General features: G+C 64.6%; 19 protein-coding genes. 16 read left to right on the plus strand and 3 right to left on the minus strand.

Going from position 1 to position 17,712, the window contains the following annotated elements:
* The 3 genes from ACH107_RS05260 to ACH107_RS05270 all read left to right on the plus strand — a co-directional run bounded on the left by ACH107_RS05260 (position 1) and on the right by ACH107_RS05270 (position 2,190).
* Positions 1-321, plus strand: a complete 321-nt coding sequence (locus ACH107_RS05260; protein WP_310690828.1) for a hypothetical protein — start codon at positions 1-3, stop codon at positions 319-321.
* Positions 322-342: 21 nt separating this feature from the next.
* Positions 343-1,122: a succinate dehydrogenase iron-sulfur subunit gene (locus ACH107_RS05265; RefSeq protein ID WP_310690829.1), complete on the plus strand. Its 780-nt coding sequence runs from the start codon at positions 343-345 to the stop codon at positions 1,120-1,122.
* A gap of 228 nt (positions 1,123-1,350) precedes the next feature.
* The gene (locus ACH107_RS05270) at positions 1,351-2,190 is read left to right on the plus strand and encodes an urea carboxylase-associated family protein (RefSeq protein WP_310690830.1); all 840 of its coding nucleotides are present in this window, start codon (positions 1,351-1,353) and stop codon (positions 2,188-2,190) included.
* A gap of 104 nt (positions 2,191-2,294) precedes the next feature.
* On the opposite strand, the gene deoD is transcribed toward ACH107_RS05270, so the two are convergent.
* The 3 genes from deoD to ACH107_RS05285 all read right to left on the minus strand — a co-directional run bounded on the left by deoD (position 2,295) and on the right by ACH107_RS05285 (position 5,646).
* A complete protein-coding gene (gene deoD / locus ACH107_RS05275; protein ID WP_310690831.1) occupies positions 2,295-2,999 on the minus strand; it encodes a purine-nucleoside phosphorylase in 705 nt (234 codons plus the stop codon).
* A gap of 204 nt (positions 3,000-3,203) precedes the next feature.
* Entirely contained in the window at positions 3,204-3,542 is a 339-nt protein-coding gene (locus tag ACH107_RS05280; protein ID WP_412504945.1) for an H-NS family nucleoid-associated regulatory protein, read from the minus strand.
* A 124-nt stretch (positions 3,543-3,666) separates the two neighbouring features.
* Positions 3,667-5,646, minus strand: a complete 1,980-nt coding sequence (locus tag ACH107_RS05285; RefSeq protein ID WP_310690833.1) for a protein meaA — start codon at positions 5,644-5,646, stop codon at positions 3,667-3,669.
* 165 nt (positions 5,647-5,811) lie between these two features.
* On the opposite strand from ACH107_RS05285, the gene ACH107_RS05290 reads away from it, so the two are divergent.
* The 13 genes from ACH107_RS05290 to ACH107_RS05350 all read left to right on the plus strand — a co-directional run bounded on the left by ACH107_RS05290 (position 5,812) and on the right by ACH107_RS05350 (position 17,711).
* Positions 5,812-7,212 carry a 1-acyl-sn-glycerol-3-phosphate acyltransferase gene (locus ACH107_RS05290; RefSeq protein ID WP_412504946.1) on the plus strand — a complete coding sequence of 467 codons (1,401 nt, stop codon included), beginning with the start codon at positions 5,812-5,814 and terminating at the stop codon, positions 7,210-7,212.
* A 114-nt stretch (positions 7,213-7,326) separates the two neighbouring features.
* The gene (gene ccrA / locus ACH107_RS05295) at positions 7,327-8,604 is read left to right on the plus strand and encodes a crotonyl-CoA carboxylase/reductase (protein WP_310690835.1); all 1,278 of its coding nucleotides are present in this window, start codon (positions 7,327-7,329) and stop codon (positions 8,602-8,604) included.
* A gap of 164 nt (positions 8,605-8,768) precedes the next feature.
* Complete coding sequence (ribB, locus tag ACH107_RS05300; protein ID WP_310690836.1) at positions 8,769-9,899, plus strand: 3,4-dihydroxy-2-butanone-4-phosphate synthase; 1,131 nt, start codon at positions 8,769-8,771, stop codon at positions 9,897-9,899.
* Positions 9,899-10,438 (plus strand): 6,7-dimethyl-8-ribityllumazine synthase, encoded by a 540-nt coding sequence (locus ACH107_RS05305; protein WP_412504947.1) that lies wholly within the window; start codon positions 9,899-9,901, stop codon positions 10,436-10,438. Before ribB ends, ACH107_RS05305 begins: the two co-directional genes overlap by 1 nt.
* Before the next feature lies 1 nt (position 10,439).
* On the plus strand, positions 10,440-10,907 hold the full coding sequence (nusB, locus tag ACH107_RS05310; protein WP_310690838.1) for a transcription antitermination factor NusB: 468 nt from the start codon (positions 10,440-10,442) through the stop codon (positions 10,905-10,907).
* A 244-nt stretch (positions 10,908-11,151) separates the two neighbouring features.
* A complete protein-coding gene (locus ACH107_RS05315; RefSeq protein WP_310690862.1) occupies positions 11,152-12,012 on the plus strand; it encodes a branched-chain amino acid aminotransferase in 861 nt (286 codons plus the stop codon).
* A gap of 57 nt (positions 12,013-12,069) precedes the next feature.
* Positions 12,070-12,525, plus strand: a complete 456-nt coding sequence (locus tag ACH107_RS05320) for a universal stress protein (RefSeq protein ID WP_310690839.1) — start codon at positions 12,070-12,072, stop codon at positions 12,523-12,525.
* A 248-nt stretch (positions 12,526-12,773) separates the two neighbouring features.
* Positions 12,774-13,118, plus strand: a complete 345-nt coding sequence (locus tag ACH107_RS05325; protein ID WP_412504948.1) for a hypothetical protein — start codon at positions 12,774-12,776, stop codon at positions 13,116-13,118.
* 169 nt (positions 13,119-13,287) lie between these two features.
* Positions 13,288-13,848, plus strand: coding sequence for a NifU family protein (locus ACH107_RS05330; RefSeq protein ID WP_412504949.1), 561 nt, complete (start codon positions 13,288-13,290; stop codon positions 13,846-13,848).
* A 19-nt stretch (positions 13,849-13,867) separates the two neighbouring features.
* Positions 13,868-14,449, plus strand: a complete 582-nt coding sequence (gene tsaB / locus ACH107_RS05335; protein ID WP_412504950.1) for a tRNA (adenosine(37)-N6)-threonylcarbamoyltransferase complex dimerization subunit type 1 TsaB — start codon at positions 13,868-13,870, stop codon at positions 14,447-14,449.
* Positions 14,446-14,856 carry a GNAT family N-acetyltransferase gene (locus tag ACH107_RS05340; RefSeq protein ID WP_412504952.1) on the plus strand — a complete coding sequence of 137 codons (411 nt, stop codon included), beginning with the start codon at positions 14,446-14,448 and terminating at the stop codon, positions 14,854-14,856. Before tsaB ends, ACH107_RS05340 begins: the two co-directional genes overlap by 4 nt.
* 157 nt (positions 14,857-15,013) lie before the next feature.
* Complete coding sequence (locus tag ACH107_RS05345) at positions 15,014-16,012, plus strand: BMP family lipoprotein (protein ID WP_412504953.1); 999 nt, start codon at positions 15,014-15,016, stop codon at positions 16,010-16,012.
* A 94-nt stretch (positions 16,013-16,106) separates the two neighbouring features.
* Positions 16,107-17,711, plus strand: a complete 1,605-nt coding sequence (locus ACH107_RS05350) for an ABC transporter ATP-binding protein (RefSeq protein ID WP_412504954.1) — start codon at positions 16,107-16,109, stop codon at positions 17,709-17,711.
* Position 17,712: the final 1 nt, after the last annotated feature.

Genomic DNA, 17,712 nt, shown 5'->3' on the forward strand with positions numbered 1-17,712 from the left:
ATGAAGAAGATTGTCCTGTCCCTGATCGCCGCCACCGGATTGGCGGCCTGTGACATGCCTGGCATGACCGCGAGTTCGCCGTCCGACGAGGCGGCATCCCTGCTGACCTCGGCCATGGTCGGCACTGAATTGTCCGGTGGCATCGTCGTGACCGATCGCGTGGCCCGCCCGCTGGCCGACTGCGTCGTGGCCAATGCCACCGATGCCGAACTGGCACAGATCGTCGCCGCCGATGATGACGCCTCGCGCAACACCATCACCAGCACGGTGCTGGCGCGGCCCGAGGCCATAAGCTGTGCAACCGAAGCCCTGACCGCCTGACCTGAAAGGAGCCAGACCGCCATGGTCCAGCTGACCCTTCCCAAGAACAGCCGGATGACCACCGGCAAGACATGGCCCAAGCCCGAGGGCGCCACGAACCTGCGCAAGGTGCAGATCTATCGCTGGAACCCCGACGACGGCCAGAACCCCCGCCTGGACACCTACTGGGTGGACATGGAGGATTGCGGGCCGATGGTTCTGGACATCCTCATCAAGATCAAGAACGAGATCGACCCGACCCTGACCTTCCGCCGGTCCTGCCGCGAGGGGATCTGCGGGTCCTGTGCGATGAACATCGACGGGATCAACACGCTGGCCTGCATTTACGGGGCCGACGAGGTGAAGGGTGATATCAAGGTCTACCCGCTGCCCCACATGCCGGTGGTCAAGGACCTGATCCCGGACCTGACCCATTTCTACGCCCAGCACGCCAGCATCATGCCCTGGCTGGAGACCAAGACGAACCGGCCCGCCAAGGAGTGGAAGCAGTCCATCGAGGACCGCGAGAAACTGGATGGGCTCTATGAATGCGTGATGTGCGCCTGCTGTTCGACCGCCTGCCCGTCTTACTGGTGGAACGGCGACCGCTACCTCGGGCCGGCGGCCCTGCTGCATGCCTACCGCTGGATCATCGACAGCCGCGACGAGGCCACGGGCGAGCGCCTCGACCAGTTGGAAGACCCCTTCAAGCTGTATCGCTGTCACACGATCATGAACTGCGCGAAGACCTGCCCCAAGGGTCTGAACCCGGCCAAGGCCATCGCGGAGACGAAGAAACTGATGGTCGAACGCAAGGTCTGAGATGCGCGGGCCGCGGCGTGACAGGTCTGTGCTCAAGCAGCGTTGGCGTAGCCAGGCCAGTGGTAGCGCAACGAACCGGAGCGCTACCGCGCACTCTCGTTTGGACAGCGGCAAGGCGACGCTCTGACCCGGGCGTCGCCTCGTCTTTGGCGGGGGCCTCCGGCGGCGGTATTTTTGACCCAAAGAAGCCCGATTGCCAAATCTCGAGCGTTGGTGTTTGCTTCGCCCATGGAACCTGATGATGCCGATGCGCGCCGGGCCGTGGCCCCGGTGATCTGCTATCCGACAGCGGGTCTGCCGCACCCCGACCTGGCGCTCTATCAGGCGGCCAGTAGCTTGGCGGAGGTCGTGGAGGTCGCCACGGTCGCCCCGCGTGCGGCGGCGGCGATCGAGGTGCCGGCCGGGTCCCTGTTGCGGATCATGTCGGTGGAGGGGCCGCAGGTCGGCGATTTGAACCTGTTCAACGCGCATGACCTTGCCGAGCGCTTCTATTCCGGCAAGACGCGCGCTCTGCATGGCACCCATGTGACGACGGGCGATCGGCTGTGGTCGTCGTTTCCGACGCTGCGGCCCATGGCGACGGTGGTTTGGGATACATTGGCCTGGTACGGGATCGACCAGCATGGCGGTGCCGTGCATGACGTGATCGGGACGCGCTGTGATCCATACACTGGCAATTTGCTTTCGGGCAGCCAATATCACCACTGTTGCCATTCCAATTTGACACGCGCTCTGGCCGAAGCGCGCGGGCTGACGCTGCAGGAGGCCGAACGCCATGTCCATGACGTGCTCAACGTCTTCATGTGCACCGGTTTCACCCGCGACACGGGCCAGTATTTCATGAAGGCCAGCCCGGTTCGGCCGGGCGACCACATCGAATTGCTGGCCGAGGTGGATTTGCTGGCGGTGCTGAGCGCCTGCCCGGGCGGCGACTGCGGTGCCGAGCATTCCAGCGACGCCGCGGCCTGCTATCCCCTGCGCATGGAGCGCCGCCAGCCGGCAGCCGGGGCGCTTCGGGGCTGGGCGTCGCCGCCTGTCAACGGCTATGATGGCAGTCACGGGGCCTAGCGCCTGTCGCGCCCGTTCGTATTCAGGCGACCCACTCTAGCTTTATGACACTGGACCTCTGTCCGGGTCGTGAAAAATCGGTGCCCCCTTTTCTGCGACGTGCTTTAGGCAAAGGCCGCCTGCAAGGCAATCTCGATCATATCGGAAAAGCTGCGCTCGCGGTCCTCGGCGGGCAGTGCCGCGCCGGTGTCGAGGTGGTCGCTGACGGTCAGCACGGCCAGCGCGCGCCGGTCATGACGCGCGGCCAGGGTGTAGAGTTCGGCCGCCTCCATCTCGACGCCCAGGATGCCGTGCCGGCGCATCTGTTCATCCAGATCGGGGCGTTCGTCATAGAAGGTGTCCGAGGAATAGATGCCGCCGACATGGGTGTCGATGGACCGGGCGCGCGCCGCCCGCTCGGCCGCCGCGAGAAGCCCGTAGTCGGCGCAGGGGGCGAAGCTGAATTCGCGAAAGATGGTGGAGGAAGGGGTGGCAACCGAGGAGGCGGTCATTGCCAGGATCACGTCGCGCAGCCTGACATGCGGTTGCATGCCCCCGCAGGAGCCGACCCGGATCAGGGTCTGCACGTCGAAGTCGCGGATCAACTCGTTGGCATAGATCGACATCGAGGGCATGCCCATGCCCGAACCCTGGATCGTCACGCGGTTGTCTTGCCATGTGCCGGTAAATCCCAGCATTCCGCGGGTTTCGTTGATGCAGGCCACATCCGACAGAAACGTCTCGGCCGCCCATTTCGCGCGATACGGGTCGCCGGGCATGAGAACCGTTTCCGCGACCTGGTCCTTGTCGGCGCCAATATGAATGGTCATCCTGTGCCCCCTTGGTCTTCTGCGTCAGGCTGCAAAGTTTGGCGGCCGGTGGCCGTTTGCCAACAAGTCTTTCTCGAACGGAATGACCATCGGGCTGGCGAAAAGGCTCAGGACAGCCTTGGCCGGATCGTTATACCCGGTCGGGGCTGCCAGCGAAAACGGTGACCCGCGACCCGAAAAACGGGGCCCGGGCACCGCGGTTTTTCAGATTTCCATGCTTTCGGGCGACTTGCCGGCTTCGATGGCGTCCTTGAACCATTTCGGCTGGCGGCCCTTGCCCGTCCAGGTCTGCGACGGGTTGTCCGGATTGACGTATTTCGGCGTTCCGGCCGATTTCCGGCTCGTCCCGGACCCGCGCGTCTTCCTTTTGCCCGAGGGGCCGACGACGTCGTCGAGCGAAAACCCCATCGAGGCGACGGCCTTTTCAGCAGCTTCGCGCGCCTTCTTGAGGTCCTGCTGCGTGAGCTGTTCGATCTGTTTGTCGATTTCGCCGCGGAGTTTTTCAAGCTCCTTGCGGGTCATACTTTTCAAGTCGAGTGACATTTGCTTATCCCAGATTTGCCAGTTTTCATTATACCAATTAGGCACCACAGCCTGAAATGTGAAGCAGTTTTATAGCAAGCCTGAACAAAAGGCTACAATTTTTGCTCAAGGGTGGAATTAGGCGTTATTCCGCGGCGATCGGTCCCGGGTCCGCCAATTCGATGATGTCGCGCATGATGGTATTGAGCTCGAAATCCTTGGGCGTATAGACGCGGGAAACGCCCATGGTGCGCAACCGCTCGGCGTCTTCGTCGGGAATGATTCCGCCCGCAACAACCGGTACATGGCCGAGGCCATTCGCGCGCATTTTTTCCATGAAATCCGCCACCAATGGCACATGCGAGCCGCTGAGAATGGACAGTCCCACGACATGGGCATCGTTGCGTTGCACCGCCGCGATGATCTCGTCCGGGGTCAGGCGGATGCCGTCGTAGGTGATGTCCATGCCGCAATCGCGGGCGCGGGCGGCGATCTGCTCGGCACCGTTCGAATGGCCGTCCAGCCCCGGTTTGCCCATGATGAACTTGAGCCGGCGGCCAAGCTTGTCCGAGACCGCATCGACCATGTCGCGCAGATCCTCGAGCCCCTCGGTCCGGTTCGAGGGGTTGGACGAGACGCCGGTGGGCCCCCGGTACTGTCCGAAAGCATCGCGCACCACGTCGGCCCATTCGCCGGTGGTGACACCGGCCCTCGCGCAGGCGATGGAGGCCGGCATGATATTGCTGCCCGATGTCGCGGCGGCGCGCAGGTCTGCCAGCGCCCCATTGACGGCGGCGCTGTCACGGCTGGCGCGCCAGGCGTTCAGCCGGTCGATCTGGTCGGCCTCGACCTGCGGATCGACCGTCATGATCGAGCCTTCGCCGCTGGTCAGCGGAGACGGCTCGCCGCTCTCGTATCGGTTGACGCCGACCACGACGGTCTCGCCGCCCTCGATGCCCGAGATGCGTGCGCCGTTGGATTCGACCAGACGCGATTTCATGTAGTCGATGGCGCCGACGGCCCCGCCCATGCTGTCGATCTGGGCCAGTTCGGCGCGTGCGCCGTCCTTGAGCGCGGCGACCTTGGCCTCGACCGCCGGATTGCCCTCGAACAGATCGTCGTATTCCAGAAGGTCGGTTTCAAAGGCGAGGATCTGCTGCATCCGCAGGGACCATTGTTGATCCCAGGGGCGCGGCAGACCCAATGCCTCGTTCCAGGCCGGCAATTGCACCGCCCGCGCGCGGGCCTTTTTCGACAGGGTCACGGCCAGCATCTCGATCAGGATGCGGTAGACGTTGTTTTCGGGCTGCTGCTCGGTCAGACCCAGGGAATTGACCTGCACGCCATAGCGGAAACGGCGGAATTTCGGATCCTCGACGCCGTAACGCTCGCGACAGATTTCGTCCCACAGGTCCACGAAGGCGCGCATCTTGCACATCTCGGTGACAAAGCGGATGCCCGCGTTCACGAAGAAGCTGATGCGCCCGACCATGGCCGGGAAATCCTCTTCGCTGACCTTGGTCTTGAGGTCGTCCAGCACGGCGGTGGCCGTGGCCAGCGCGAAGGACAATTCCTGTTCCGGCGTCGCCCCGGCCTCTTGCAGGTGGTAGGAACAGACGTTCATCGGGTTCCATTTGGGCAGGTGTTCGCGGGTGTAGGCCGCGACATCCGTGATCATCCGCAGGGAGGGCTCGGGCGGGCAGATGTATGTGCCCCGGCTGAGGTATTCCTTGATCAGGTCGTTCTGCACCGTGCCTTGCAGTTTCGACACATCCGCGCCCTGCTGCTCGGCCACGGCGATATAGAGCGCCAGCAGCCAGGGGGCCGTGGCGTTAATCGTCATCGAGGTGTTCATCTGGTCCAGCGGAATTTTGTCGAAGAGCGTCGCCATATCACCCAGATGGCAGATCGGCACGCCGACCTTGCCAACCTCGCCGCGGGCCAGTTCGTGATCGCTGTCATAGCCCGTCTGGGTGGGCAGATCGAAGGCCACTGACAGCCCGGTCTGCCCCTTGGCCAGGTTCGACCGATAGAGCGCATTCGACGCCGTCGCCGTGGAGTGGCCGGCATAGGTGCGGAACAGCCAGGGGCGATCCTTGGGGGCATCTTGCGGCGTTTGCGACATGTTGGTCCTCGCGATTTCGGTCCGGTGACACAGGGGCGTGAATCAATCCGGGTAATTTTCTTACGTCGAAAGCCGGTTTACCGGACATTTTATGGCGCTGTCAATTCGCTGCATCGCGGCATGTGCGCATTTACCCCTCGCCGGTTTCCTGACACCGTGGCGAACATGTTCCAAATGGTCACCCTGCCGCTCTGGCTTTTCCTGCTGATCCTGCTGTTCGCGGGGGTGACCTTCGCGTCGCATTTCCTGTTTCCCTCGGTGCGCTGGTTCTTTCGCCGGCGCGCGGAAAAGGTCGTCGCGCAGTTGAACGAACGCCTGCAGAAGCCCATCGAGCCATTCAAGCTGGCCCGGCGCTATGACATGATCCAGCGGCTGGTCTATGATCCGCAGGTGGCCGAGGCGATCAACGATCACGCGCGCCGCAACGGCGTGCCGGAAAACGTCGCTTTCGAACGCGCCCGCCGCTATGCCCGCGAGATTGTGCCTTCTTTCTCGGCAACGCTTTATTTCACGTTCGGAGCGCGGCTGGCGAAATGGTTGTCGCAGTCAATGTATCATGTGCGGGTCGGCCGGTTCGAGCGTGAGCTCTATGACGGCATCGACCCAGAGGCGACGGTGATCTTCGTCATGAACCACCGCTCGAACATGGATTATGTCCTGGTCACCCATCTGGTCAGCCAGACCTCGGCCCTGTCCTATGCCGTCGGGGAATGGGCGCGGGTCTGGCCGCTTTCGTCGCTGATCCGGATGATGGGGGCCTATTTCATCCGGCGCAGGTCCCGCGGTGATCTCTATCGGCGCGTACTGGCGCGTTATGTGCAACTGGCGACCAAAGGCGGCGTGACACAGGCCGTGTTCCCCGAAGGCGGGCTGAGCCTGACCGGGGGCTTGGGCCCGGCGCGTCTTGGTATCCTGTCCTATATCACCTCGACCTACGAGCCCCAGGGGCGCGACATTGTCTTTGTCCCGGTCGGCCTGAATTATGATCGGGTTCTGGAGGATCAGATCCTTCTGGACGCCGGAAAGACCGGCAAGCGGCGGTTCCGTCCGCCGCTGCTGCCCGCCGCGTCGCGGCTTCTGCGCCACCTGGGCCTGCGGATCACGCGCCGCTTCCGCCGCTTCGGTACGGCCACAGTCAGTTTCGGCGCGTCCCTGTCGCTGCGCGAGATGGCCGATCCTTCGGATGTGCAGGCCCTGGGGCGGACCCTGATGGACCGCATCGCCGAGGTCGTGCCGCTTCTGCCCGTGCCCCTTGTGGCCCATGCCCTGCTGGACGGGGCTGCATCGCGGGCCGAGGTGCATGCGCATCTCGACCGGCTGGTCGGCGGTCTGGAAAACGCCGGCGCGGTTATGCCGCGCCGGCCGGTGGACGAGGTTGTCGCGGACGGGATCGAAATTCTGGCCTGTCGCGGGCTGGTTTCCGCGGGTGCGGAGGGCGCGCTGACCATGGACGAAGGCCGCACCGATATCCTGGGGTTCTACGCCCGTTCGATCGCGCATCATTTCCCCGACGACCCGGACCGCGGCCGCGCCGCGCCCAAAATCGCGGGAACAGAAAAGACATAAAGTTTCAAAAAATGTTCTGCTTTGGTTGCAATGTTTCGCGCACGCCGTTATCCCTCCGCTAACGCGCCGATTCTGCGGCGCGGCGAACCGTGATGACAGCCTACGGAGACACCCATGGCCCTCGATCAGACGCCCCCGGTCAACTATGATGCCCCGGAAAAGGACCTTTACGAAATCGGTCAGATCCCGCCCATGGGCTACGTGCCCAAGAAGATGTACGCTTGGGCCATTCGCCGCGACCGGCACGGCGAGCCCGAACACTCCTTCCAGCAAGAAGTGGTCGACACCTGGCAGATCGACAGCCACGAGGTGCTGGTGCTGGTGATGGCGGCGGGCGTGAACTACAACGGTGTCTGGGCGGGTCTGGGCCAGCCCATCAGCCCCTTCGACGGACATGGGGCCGACTACCATGTCGCCGGTTCCGACGCAGCAGGCATCGTCTGGGCGGTGGGTGACAAGGTGAAAACCTGGAAGGTCGGCGACGAGGTCGTGGTTCACTGCAACCAGGACGATGGCGACGACGAGGAATGCAACGGCGGCGACCCGATGTTCTCGCCCACGCAGCGCATCTGGGGCTATGAAACCCCAGACGGGTCCTTTTCGCAGTTCACGCGCGTGCAGGCCCAGCAGCTGATGCCGCGCCCCCGGCACCTGACCTGGGAGGAAAGCGCCTGCTATACGCTGACGCTGGCAACGGCCTATCGAATGCTTTTCGGCCATCACCCACATGAATTGAAGCCCGGGCAGAACGTGCTGGTCTGGGGCGCCTCGGGCGGGCTGGGGTCTTACGCGATCCAGCTGGCCAATACCGCCGGTGCCAATGCCATCGGCGTGATATCAGACGAAAACAAGCGCCAGTTCGTCATGGACCAGGGTGCCAAGGGCGTCGTCAACCGAAAGGAGTTCGATTGCTGGGGCCAGATGCCCACGGTCAACACGCCGGAATACAATGCTTGGCTGAAAGAAGCGCGCAAGTTTGGCAAGGCCATCTGGGACATCACCGGCAAGGGCGTGAACGTCGACATGGTTTTCGAACACCCGGGCGAGTCGACCTTTCCGGTCTCGACCCTGGTGGTCAAGAAGGGCGGCATGGTGGTGATCTGCGCGGGCACGACCGGGTTCAACTGCACCTTCGACGTGCGCTACATGTGGATGCACCAGAAGCGCCTGCAGGGCAGCCATTTTGCCAATCTCAAGCAGGCCGCGGGAGCCAACCGCCTGATGTGCGAGCGCCGCCTCGATCCTTGCATGTCCGAGGTCTTTCCCTGGGCCGAGATCCCGCAGGCCCATACCAAGATGCTGCGCAACGCACACAAGCCGGGCAACATGGCCGTGCTGGTCCAGGCCCCGCGCACCGGCCTGCGCACCTTCGAGGACGTGCTGGAGGGCTGATCCGGCCGGGGCATGACGAGCGGGCGCGGTCAGCTGGCCGCGCCCGTTTTCGTTTCCCATGCCGGCGCGCGGCTTTTGTCGCAGCGCCGTGAGGTCCTATCTGGCCTTTCCAAACCGGCCCGGACTGTCTATCTGGCCCCCTGACGCCCGAAAGGACCACAGCCATGACACAAAGCTTCGAAGCCCCCGGACCGGTCGAACAGGATTGGGGGGATGCCATTTCCCCGATCGAGGAGATCATCGACGACGCCCGCAACGGGCGCATGTTCATCCTCGTCGACCACGAAGACCGCGAGAACGAGGGCGATCTGGTGATCCCGGCCCAGATGGCGACCCCGGACGCGATCAACTTCATGGCGACCCATGGGCGCGGGCTGATCTGTCTGTCCTTGCCGGGCACACGGATCGACGCTCTTGGGCTTGAGCTGATGTCGACCAATAACAGCAGCCGCCACGAGACCGCCTTCACCATCTCCATCGAGGCGCGCGAGGGGGTGACCACCGGCATTTCCGCCGCCGACCGGGCGCGCACCGTGGCCGTGGCCATCGACCCGTCGAACGGGCCGCAGGACATCGCCACGCCGGGCCATGTCTTTCCGCTGCGCGCCCAGGAGGGCGGTGTTCTTGTCCGGGCGGGCCATACCGAGGCGGCGGTGGACATCAGTCGTCTGGCCGGGCTGAACGCCAGCGGCGTGATCTGCGAGATCATGAACGAGGATGGCTCCATGGCGCGGCTGCCCGACCTTGTGGCCTTCGCCCAGCGGCACGGTCTCAAGATCGGCACCATCTCCGATCTGATCTCCTATCGCCGCCGCAACGACAATCTCGTGCGGGTCTGCAAGGAAGAGGTGATCGAAAGCGAATTCGGGGGTCAGTGGCAGATGCGCGTCTACACCGACGAAACCCATGGTGACGAACATATCGTGCTGACCAAGGGCGATATCTCGGGTGATGCCCCGGTCCTGGTGCGCATGCACGCGATGGACCCGATGCTCGACGTGGTCGGCACCGGCCCCAAGGGGCGTGCGGATGAGTTCGGCGATGCCATGCGCACGGTCGCCGAAGAAGGGCGCGGCGTTGTCGTTTTGCTGCGCGACACCTCGATGAAGATGGATGCGGGCGACGAGGTCAGCCCCAGGACGCTGCGCCAATACGGGCTTGGCGCACAGATCCTGTCCTCGCTGGGGCTGTCGGATATCGTCCTGCTGACCAATTCGCCCAAGCCCAAGGTCGTCGGGCTGGAGGCCTACGGGCTGGAAATCGTCGGAACCCGCAAGATATCGGAGCTTGGCTAATGGCTGCCACATCGCATCATGGTCTCGACCTTCCGACCTTTGACGAGGCGCCGAAGCTGCTGATCGTCATCGCGCCCTATTACAAGGACATCGCCGACGATCTTCTGGCCGGCGCCCGCACCGAGATCGAGAAGGTCGGCGGAACCCATGAAACCGTCGAGGTGCCCGGTGCGCTCGAGATCGCGCCGGCCGTCGGCATCGCCGAGCGGATGAGCGATTTCGACGGCTACGTCGCGCTGGGTTGCGTCATCCGCGGCGAGACCACGCATTATGAGACCGTCTGCAACGACAGTTCGCGCGCCCTGCAATTGCTGGGGCTTCAGGGGCTGTGCATCGGCAACGGCATCCTGACGGTGGAAAACCATGGCCAGGCTGCGGTGCGCGCCGATCCCGAGGACCAGAACAAGGGCGGCGGGGCCGCCGGGGCGGCCTTGCACCTGATCGCGCTTGCCCGTAAGTGGGGCCGCGCCGAGACGGGGGTGGGCTTCACACGCGATATCCTCTTGGCCGGTTCCTCCGATCCAGACAGCACGGGCTGACATGATCCTGTCCAACAATCAGAAACGCCGGATGCGGTCCGCCGCGCGGCTCTACGCCGTGCAGGCGCTGTTCCAGATGGAAAGCAGCGGCCAGACTGTCGAGGGGATCACCCGTGAGTTCGAGGCCCATCGCTTTGGCGCAACCTACGAAGGTGTCGAGATGGCCGAGGGCGATCTGGACCTGTTCCGCGCGATCCTCGATGGGGCTATCAACCTGCAGGCCCGGATCGACCAAGCCACCGACCGTGCGCTTGTCGCCAAGTGGCCCATCGCGCGGATCGACCCCACCCTGCGCGCCCTGTTTCGCGCGGCGGGTGCCGAATTGACCGGCGAGGATGCCCCGCCAAGGGTCGTCATAACCGAATACGTTGACGTCGCGCGGGCCTTCTTCCCCGAGGGCGATGAGCCGAAGTTCGTCAATGCCGTGCTCGACCACATGGCCCGCGCGGCCTGGCCCGAGGCGTTCTGACCGCCTGTCGAAGGGCCGGCGTCACAAAACTGAATCCGACTCACCCCAATATCTCAGCTCGGATCATCGGCCTGTCCCGCGGTGATCCGGGGCCCGGCGACACCTGCCCGCTTCGTTCGGCCCGGGTCGGCCCCACCGGCCCCCTCCGAGTGCGCCCGGGTCCCCCGGCCCGGGCGCATTTTCGATGGACCTGGTGCAGGGGGCCGCCTACCGTCGCCGCGACCGCATAACCGAAGGGCAGCACATGGCGACGGGCACCAACATCCGCACTTATTTCGATGGCACCTGGCACGAGGGCGACATCCCGGTCATCAACGGGGCCGATCACGGCGCCTGGCTGGGGTCGAACGTCTTTGACGGGGCGCGGTTCGTGAATGGCCTGACGCCGGACCTCGACAAGCACTGCGCGCGGGTCAACCACTCGGCCGAGGCGCTGATGCTCGCTCCGCATGTCTCGACCCGTCAGATGGTCGAGATCATCCACGAGGGGCTTGCGGCCTATCCTCCGGGGGCGGCTGTCTATATCCGGCCCATGTACTGGGGCCGGGCCTGCGGCATGGCCGCCATCGTGCCGGGCGAGGGGACGCCGGGCTTTGCCATCTGCCTTGAAGAGATTCCAATGCCGCCGGCCGACCATACCATCGGTGTCACAACCACGCGGTTTCGCCGCCCGGTGCTTGAGGATGCAGTCGTCAACGCCAAGGCGGCCTGCCTCTATCCCAACAATGCCCGCATGCTGGCCGAGGCCCGCAGCCGGGGGTTTCAGAACGCCCTGGTCGCCGATGCCATGGGCAACCTGGCCGAAAGCGCCACCGCCAATGTCTTCCTCGTCAAGGATGGCGAGGTCTTCACCCCCATCCCCAACGGCACCTTCCTGGCCGGGATCACCCGTGCCCGCCATATCGCCAACCTGCGCGCCGACGGGCTCACGGTGCACGAAAGCGTGCTGACCTTCGAGGACGCGCGGCAGGCTGACGAGGTCTTCCTGTCGGGCAACATGCAGAAGGTGACCCCGGTGACGGCCTTCGATGACCGCCAATACCAGGTCGGCCCCGTCACCCGCCATGCGCGCGACCTCTACTGGGACTGGGCCGCCAGTGGTTGAAGACCTTGCGCCAACCCGCGGCCTCGGCCAAACTCAACCGGCTAAGGGAGAGCCACAATGCGCAAGTTCCTCGTAATCCTCGATGACAGCCGCGAATGCCTCAACGCCATGCGTTTTGCCGCCATGCGCGCGGCCAAGTCGGGCGGCGGGGTCGAGATCCTCTCGATCATCCCGCCGGACGAATTCAACCACTGGATCGGCGTGGGCGAGGTCATGCGCGCCGAGGCCCGCGAGCGTATCGAGGTGCATTTCGAGGTCTTCGCGAAGTGGATGCGTGACAAGCAGGGGCTGGACCCGGAACTGGTGATCCGCGAGGGTGAGGCGGTGGCCGAGATCCTGGACCAGGTCAAGGAGGACCCCGAGATCGGCGTGCTGGTCCTGGGGGCGGGCACTGACAAGAAGGGCCCCGGGCCGCTGGTCACGCAACTGACCAAGAGTGCCGGGTCGCTGCCGGTGCCCATCACCATCGTGCCGGGCGACATGTCCAAGGAACGCCTCGAAGCGATCACCTGAGCGGGCGGGTCGGACACGCGGCGCGACACAGGCCTGTGTCGCGACGAGCCTGTGACCACCGCCAGGCTATAAACCTTGGTTGGTAAATACTTTCAAGCATTGCTTGGTCAAATCCGGATGAACACTTCGTGACTGCACGCCCCCTTTTCGAGCCGCTGACAGGCGGCCACCTATTCGGCGAGCCGCAACGAAAGAGTGCGGTTGTTTCGAACTCCAATCCGCCCGCAACGGGCAGAAAGGACCTCAAGATGTTCACCAGAAAATGGCTCCCTGCCACCGCCGCTGCACTGATGACCACCGCTGGCGTGGTAACCGCCGACAGCTACTTCGGCGTCACCGGCGAGATGGAGGAAGGCACGACGCTGACGATCGACAATGTGACAGCCGAGAGCGCCGGAACGCTGGACGTCTATGACTATCACACCGGCGAGCGGGGTGAGCTTTTGGCGTCCGTGGACCTGAACGCGGGCGCCAATTCCGATGTACGCGTCGATCTGGATCAGGAACCGCGCAGCGACGTGATGGCCGTGGTCATGATTGACGGCGAGATGGCCGCCATGACCGAGATCGAGATCGAGGACGACGCCATGTAAGGGCGTGGGACCAGACAGGTCATGCGGGGCCGGTCCAGCGGGGCCGGCCCCTGTCTTTCGCACTCTGAAAGCGCCCTTGCGGGTCCAATCAGATTGGAACCGTTCTAAATCACCTTGACTTCGCGCGTGCAGGGTCGCATATCTGACGAACGCGATAAGGAATGGCCCCATGTTCATACAGACCGAATCCACACCTAACCCTGCCACCTTGAAGTTCCTGCCCGGGCAGGCCGTCCTGGACAATGGAACGGCCGATTTTCCCAGCCCCGAGGCCGCGGGGCCCAGCCCGCTGGCCCGCCGCATCTTTGCGGTCGAGGGTGTGACGGGCGTGTTCTTCGGCACGGATTTCGTGACCGTGACCAAGCAGGACGCGGTCGAATGGGACCATGTGAAGCCTGCCATCCTCGGCGCGATCATGCAACATTACCAGTCGGGTGCCCCGGTGATCGAGGGGGAACGCGCCGCCTCGGCCCATGCCGAGCACGAGGGCGAGGACGGCCAGATCGTCGACCAGATCAAGGATCTTCTGGACACCCGCGTGCGCCCCGCCGTGGCCCAGGATGGCGGCGACATCACCTTTCACGGCTTTGATCGCGGCATCGTTTATCTGCACATGCAGGGGGCCTGCGCGGGCTGTCCGTCTTCGACACTGACGCTGAAGATGGGCATCGAGAACCTGCTGCGCCACTACATTCCCGAGGTGATCGAAGTCCGGCCCATCGCGGCCTGATCCGAGCCGCGTATCATCGATGCAGGCCGCCCCGAACATTCTTGTCTTCGACACATCGGCGGCGCATTGCGCCGCCGCCTTGCTGTGCGGCGATGACATCACCGATCTGCGGATCGAAGAGATGGCGCGTGGGCAGGGCGAGCGGCTCATGGATCTGCTGGGTGCGGTGCTGGCCGACGCCGTCCTTGACTGGTCCGACCTGTCCGCGCTGGCCGTGGGCACTGGCCCCGGCAATTTCACCGGCATCCGCATTTCCGTCAGCGCCGCGCGTGGGCTTGCGCTGGGGCTGGGCATTCCGGCCATCGGGGTCACGACGCTGGAGGCGCTGGCCCGTGACAGGCCCCGACCTGTTGAGGTGGTGCTTCCGGCCCCGCGCGACCGCGTCTACCGCCAGCGTTTCGAGGCCACCCGGCCGCAGGCCGTGCGGCTGGAACCCGGCGCGGCAGACCCACCAGATTGGCCGGCCACGCTTGCAGCCATGGCGCGGATCGCGGCCTGCCGCCTTGCGCGCGGCGTCGCGATTGCCCGCCCGGCCCCCTGCTATGCGCGGCCCGCCGATGCCGCGCCGTCGCGTGATCCCGGGCCGGTGATCCTGTCATGACACCCGATCAGATGGCCGGCCTGATGGCCCGGGCCATGCCCGGCGCGCGCCTGTGGTCCGCGGCCGAGTTCGCCGCGCTTGTCGCGCGTCCCGGTGCGCTGGTTTTCGGGGACGGGCAGGCCTGCGTTATCGGGCAGGTCGTGGCCGATGAGGCCGAGATATTTCTGGTGCTCACCGACCCCGAACACCGGCGCCGGGGATTGGCCAGGGCCCGGCTGGCCGACTTCGAAGGCAGTGCGCGCGGGGCAGGGGCCGGCCGCGTCATCCTCGAGGTGGCCGCCGACAATGCCGCGGCGCTGGGACTTTACACCGCTCAGGGCTATCGCGCTTTCGCCGCGCGGTCGGGCTATTATCCCCGCCCTACGGGTGACGCGGTGGACGCCCTCATGCTTGAAAGGCGCCTCTGACCCTGGGTCAGGCCGTGCTCCGCGCTGCTGCGGCGCAAAAACCGGTTGACCGCCGCCCGCGCCCGTTGCCTAAATTGCGCATGACAGCGATTGGCTCGCTTCACTGCGGCGCAGGCCGTCCAGGCCGCGCCGGACAACGACAAACCGGGAGAGACACATGACCCTCATGACGAAATTCCTTGGCGCAAGCGCCGCGCTGGCCCTGTCGGCCGGTGCCGCCCTGGCCGAGCCTGCCCTGATCTTCGACCTCGGCGGGAAGTTCGACAAGTCCTTCAACGAATCTGCGCACAACGGTGCACAGCGCTGGGCCGAGGAAACCGGTGACTCCTACGACGAGTTCGAGATCCAGTCCGACGCGCAGCGCGAACAGGCGATCCGCCGGTTTGCCGAGAATGGCAACAACCCCATCGTCATGCCCGGCTTCTCCTGGGCGACCCCGCTGTCGGATATCGCGCCCGAGTATCCCGACACCAGTTTCGTGATCATCGACGGTGTGGTCGAAGCCGAGAACGTGCAATCGGTTCTATTTGCCGAGGAGCAGGGATCGTACCTGGTGGGCATGATGGCGGCCATGGCCTCGGAGACTGATACCGTCGGCTTCGTTGGCGGCATGGACATCCCGTTGATCCGCAACTTCGCCTGTGGCTATGCCCAGGGCGTCAAGGCTGTGGACCAGGACGCCGAGGTCATCGCCAACATGACCGGCACCACCCCCGCCGCCTGGAACGATCCGGTGAAGGGGTCCGAACTGACCCTAGCGCAGATCAGCCAGGGTGCCGACGTGGTCTATGCCGCCGCAGGCGGTACGGGCGTCGGTGTGCTTCAGACGGCAGCGGACGAGGACATCCTGTCCATCGGTGTCGACAGCAACCAGAACTACCTGCACCCCGGCCAGGTCCTGACCTCGATGCTCAAGCGCGTGGATAATGTGGTCTACCAGAGCTTCATGGCCGGCGACGACATCGAGACCGGCGAGATGAAGATCATGACGCTGGACAACGGCGGGGTGGGCTATGCGCTCGACGACAACAACGCCGAGCTGGTCACGGAAGATATGCAGGCAGCGGTCGACGAGGCCGCTGACCGGATCGCGGCGGGCGAGATCGAGGTTCACAACTACAATAGCAATGAAAGCTGCCCGGTTCTGAACTTCTGAAGGTTGGCCACGGGGTAGGATTGCCGGGGCCGCGCTGAGAGATCGGCGCGGCCCCGCGCGCTGGGGCCAGACAGCGCCCGGGGGAAGGAGTGTCATGACCGAGACCGCACCCGCCATCGAACTGAAGGGCATCTCGAAGTCCTTCGGCTCGGTGCAGGCGAACAAGGACATCTCGATCCGGGTGATGCCCGGCACGATTCACGGCATCATCGGCGAGAACGGCGCGGGCAAATCCACGCTGATGTCGATCCTCTACGGCTTTTACAAGGCCGATGCGGGCGAGATCTTCATCAATGGCCGGAAGACCGAGATCCCCGACAGCCAGGCCGCCATCCGCGCCGGGATCGGCATGGTGTTCCAGCACTTCAAGCTGGTGAAGGTTTTCACCGTGCTGGAAAATGTCGTGCTGGGTGCAGAGGAGGGCGAGATGCTGATGCCCTCGCTGGTCAAGGCGCGGGACGAATTGACCAACCTTGCCCGGGAATACGGTTTGAACGTGGACCCTGACGCGCTGATCGAGGAAATCGGCGTGGGCATGCAGCAACGGGTGGAGATCCTCAAGGCGCTCTACCGCCAGGCCGACATCCTGATCCTGGACGAGCCCACGGGCGTGCTGACCCCGGCCGAGGCCGATCAGCTGTTCCGGATTCTTGCCCGGCTCAAGGAAGAGGGCAAGACGATCATCCTGATCACGCACAAGCTGCGCGAGATCATGGAGATCACCGATACCGTCAGCGTCATGCGCCGCGGCGAGATGACCGCGACCGTCAAGACCGCAGAGACCGACCCGGCCCGACTGGCCGAACTGATGGTCGGCCGCAAGGTCCTGCTGCGCGTAGACAAGACCCCGGCAAAGCCGCGCGAGAGCATCGTGCAGGTGCGTGATTTGAACGTCACCGACAGCGCGGGCGTGCACCGGATCAAGGATGTCAGCTTTGATATCCGCGCCGGCGAGATTCTCGGAATCGCGGGGGTGGCCGGCAATGGCCAGTCGGAACTGCTCGAGGTTCTGGGCGGCTACGAGACGGCCACCGGCGAAGTCCGGGTCAACGGCAGCCCCATCGACCTGACCGGCGCGCAGTCCGACGGCCAGAGCCGCCGCGCCGATGGCATCGCCCATGTGCCCGAGGATCGCCAGAACGAGGGCCTGATTATGAACTTCCGGGCCTGGGAAAACATCGCCCTCGGCTATCATCACGACCCGACCTACCAGACGAACGCCCTGCTGATGGACAACCGCGTAATCCGTGCCGAGACCCAGGCCAAGATGGACAGGTTCGATGTGCGCCCGCCAGACCCGGACCTGGCCGCCAAGAGCTTTTCGGGCGGCAACCAGCAGAAACTGGTGCTGGCCCGCGAGATCGAGCGCAACCCCGACCTGTTGCTGGTCGGTCAGCCGACCCGTGGCGTAGACATCGGCGCCATCGAGTTCATCCACCAGCGTATCATCGAGCTGCGCGATGAGGGCAAGGCGATCCTGCTGGTCTCGGTCGAGCTGGACGAGATCCTGGGGCTGTCGGATCGCATTGCCGTCATCTTTGACGGGCGCATCATGGGCGAGCGCCTGCCCGATGCGACGGATGAAAAGGAACTGGGTCTGCTGATGGCCGGGATCACCGACACCGAGGGCGAGCATTCGGTCGCCGAGGTCGAGGCGCGTTTGGCCGGGGCCAGCGGCGCGGCGCGCAAGGAGGGCTGAG

The organism is Roseovarius halophilus (ex Wu et al. 2025) (assembly GCF_047086965.1).